A 2436-nucleotide genomic window follows, 5' to 3' on the forward strand; every position below is an offset into this window, starting at 1 on the left:
TAATGTGTTTGCCTTTTGTGTTATAATGTTCTTGCATCTCTTGGTATCCTTTTTTTGTAGTTACTAAAAGTATATCCTATGAGATGCTTTTTTTGTACTACTGGCTAACTTAATTATATAATTTACTATTTTTTTCTATATAATTTATCATCAAAATATTTTTTATGGTATAATTAATTAAATTTTAAGTTTATAAAGGAGAATTTTATGGAATTTAGAGAAATAGAATATTCTGATATTGAATTAATTTTGAAATACAAAAACCATATTTTAAAGTATTCAGACCATATACATGGTGCTGCTGGTCTTAAAGATAGTGATAATATTGAAAACTGGATTAAAGAAGTTAAACTAGCTACTAAGAAAGAAACTTTATTAAATAAAGATTTTGTGCCTGCGAATACATTTGTATTAATAATAGAAAATAAAATTGTGGGCATTATAAATTTAAGACACGAGCTTAATGATTATTTATTTAATTTCGGTGGTCATATTGGATATAGTGTTCGTCATGACGAAAGAAGAAAGGGTTATGCTAAATTAATGATGAAGAAATGCTTGGAATTTTCTTTTGATAATTTAAAATTAGACAAAATATTGGTAACTTGTGATAGTGAAAATATAGCTTCTGAAAAAACTATTCTTGCATCTGGTGGAATATTAGAAAATATTGTTAATGAAGGTGATAAATTGACAAAAAGACATTGGATTTATAAAAATAAATAATTTTTAATCACTTATTTATTTTAAGTAAATAAATTAATTTTTTATTTCGAACATAAATTTTTAATACTATATTAATTAAATATAAAATTTAAAAAGTTAAGATAGTTATAAAGACTTCTTTGCTTTTTTATTTTATTCTATTGATAAAAATTTCTATAGTGATATAATATTTATAAATTATTATTAAAAGGAGTTATTATGGTTAAAGTTTCTAAATTTGGTGGTAGCTCAGTTGCAAGTTCGGAGCAATTTAAAAAAGTAAAAGAAATTGTAGTAAGTGATAAGTCAAGAAAATTTGTTGTAGTTAGTGCGGCTGGCAAGGCTCATAAGGAAGATAATAAGATAACAGATTTACTGTATTTGTGTTATGCTCACATAAAATATAATATAAATTGTGAAAATATTTATTCTATAATAAGAAAAAGATTTATAGAAATTAGAAATAATTTGAATATTAATTTTGATATTGAAAAAGAATTAGATAAGCTTGAAAAAGAGTTAGTAAAATATATAGATGAAGACTATTTAGTTAGTAGAGGTGAGTATCTTACAGCTTTATTAATGGCTGAATATCTGGACTATAAATTTGTAGATGCTAAAGATTTAATTTTCTTCAATTATAATGGAAGTGTAAATTATGAAAAAACTCAAAATAAATTTGATGAAATAATAAAAAATAATTCTAAGTTACTTATACCTGGTTTTTATGGTTCTCTTCCTAGTGGAGAAATAAAAATAATGTCAAGGGGTGGCGGAGATGTTACTGGGGCAATTATTGCTAATGTGTCTAATGCTGAAGTCTATGAAAATTGGACTGATGTTTCTGGTGTCCTAATGGCAGACCCAAGAATAGTTGATAACCCAAAGGAAATTGATTTAATAAATTATACAGAATTGCGTGAGTTGTCATATATGGGAGCTAGTGTTCTTCATGAAGAAGCTATTTTTCCTGTAAAGGATAAGGATATTCCTATTCAAATATTAAATACCAACAATCCAACTAATAAAGGAACTATTATAAAAAACAGTAAAGATGAAACCAATAATGTAATTACAGGTATAGCTGGTAAAAAAGATTTTTCTATAATTACAATAAAGAAAAATCATATGTCAAATGAAATTGGTCTAATAAGTAAAACTTTGATAATTTTTGAAGAATATAATGTAAGTATTGAGCATATACCTAGTGGAATAGACTCTTTTTCAGTTATTGTAGCAACTGAAGATATTAAGCCTTTTATTCATGAACTAATTGCTAAACTTAAAAAAATTACAAATGCAGATGAAATAACAGTAATGAATGAAATATCGCTAATAGCGACAGTCGGTTCACAAATGAAAAACAAAATCGGTACTTCAGGCAGACTATTTTCAGCTCTTGGTAAAGCAGGAATAAATGTAATAGTTATATCTCAAACAAGTGATGAAATAAATATTATAGTAGGAGTTCATAATTCAGATTATGAGCATACTATTAGAACAATATATAGTGAGTTTAATAAATAATTTAAAATATAGGTTGGCTATGATAAAAAGTATAAACTTGCCAAAATTTTATATAGAAAAATAAAAACACCCCATGAAATATTTTTTCATCTTTTTTTATAAAAATAGCCAAAATAAAAAAAGGAGCTAATGCTCCTTTTAATTGCGTAAACTATTCATAAATAATAATCAGTAAAAAAATAAACTAAGGCTAATTTATATTTT

Annotated in this window: 2 protein-coding genes; both read left to right on the forward strand. The window is 24.6% G+C overall.

Going from position 1 to position 2436, the window contains the following annotated elements; translation table 11 throughout:
• Window positions 1-207: 207 nt before the first annotated feature.
• Window positions 208-726, forward strand: coding sequence for a GNAT family N-acetyltransferase (locus KMP12_RS07255; protein ID WP_215757050.1), 519 nt, complete (start codon window positions 208-210; stop codon window positions 724-726).
• A 198-nt stretch (window positions 727-924) separates the two neighbouring features.
• Entirely contained in the window at window positions 925-2232 is a 1308-nt protein-coding gene (locus KMP12_RS07260) for an aspartate kinase (RefSeq protein WP_215757051.1), read from the forward strand.
• Window positions 2233-2436 lie beyond the last annotated feature (204 nt).

It is taken from the genome of Gemella sp. zg-1178 (genome assembly GCF_018790995.1).
Taxonomy (GTDB): Bacteria; Bacillota; Bacilli; order Staphylococcales; family Gemellaceae; genus Gemelliphila.

Excerpts from the sequence above, each read along its gene's own strand:
- KMP12_RS07260 (WP_215757051.1), top strand. The coding sequence starts at position 925 with ATGGTTAAAGTTTCTAAATTTGGTGGTAGCTCAGTTGCAAGTTCGGAG.
- KMP12_RS07255 (WP_215757050.1), top strand. The coding sequence starts at position 208 with ATGGAATTTAGAGAAATAGAATATTCTGATATTGAATTAATTTTGAAA.